Consider the following 322-nt stretch of genomic DNA (forward strand, 5'->3'; position numbering starts at 1 on the left):
ATAAGCCCATCCTGCCGATGAAAAAGGGCACCTATACCGGCCTGCAAACGCTGGTTGAATATTATGCACTACCGCACCTGTATAATTTTGTCACGCTGGATATCAGCCGTGATCGCACGGAAGTCCCGCTCAATGCGGATGGCACCTTTGAGCTGATTTTTCGTTTTGAAGGTGAACTGCCGCTGGATGATATCGGCGATGCTTTTATGCTGGGCTGTGTGCCGGCCATTCATCTGGAAAACCGGATCAGCCCGCCTATCCTGCTGAATGCCGAAAATAACTGTTATCCCTTGCTGCTGGGCGATTCTGTAAAATTGTTCTG

At 50.0% G+C, this 322-nt stretch carries 1 protein-coding gene; it reads left to right on the forward strand.

Features of this window, described 5'->3' with window-relative positions; all coding sequences use genetic code 11:
* Positions 1-322 (forward strand): type VI secretion system baseplate subunit TssF (locus FE394_RS19505; RefSeq protein ID WP_319927968.1); only part of this gene is annotated, 322 nt, incomplete at both ends.

Source organism: Xenorhabdus littoralis (assembly GCF_033949345.1).
Taxonomy (GTDB): domain Bacteria; phylum Pseudomonadota; class Gammaproteobacteria; order Enterobacterales; family Enterobacteriaceae; genus Xenorhabdus; species Xenorhabdus littoralis.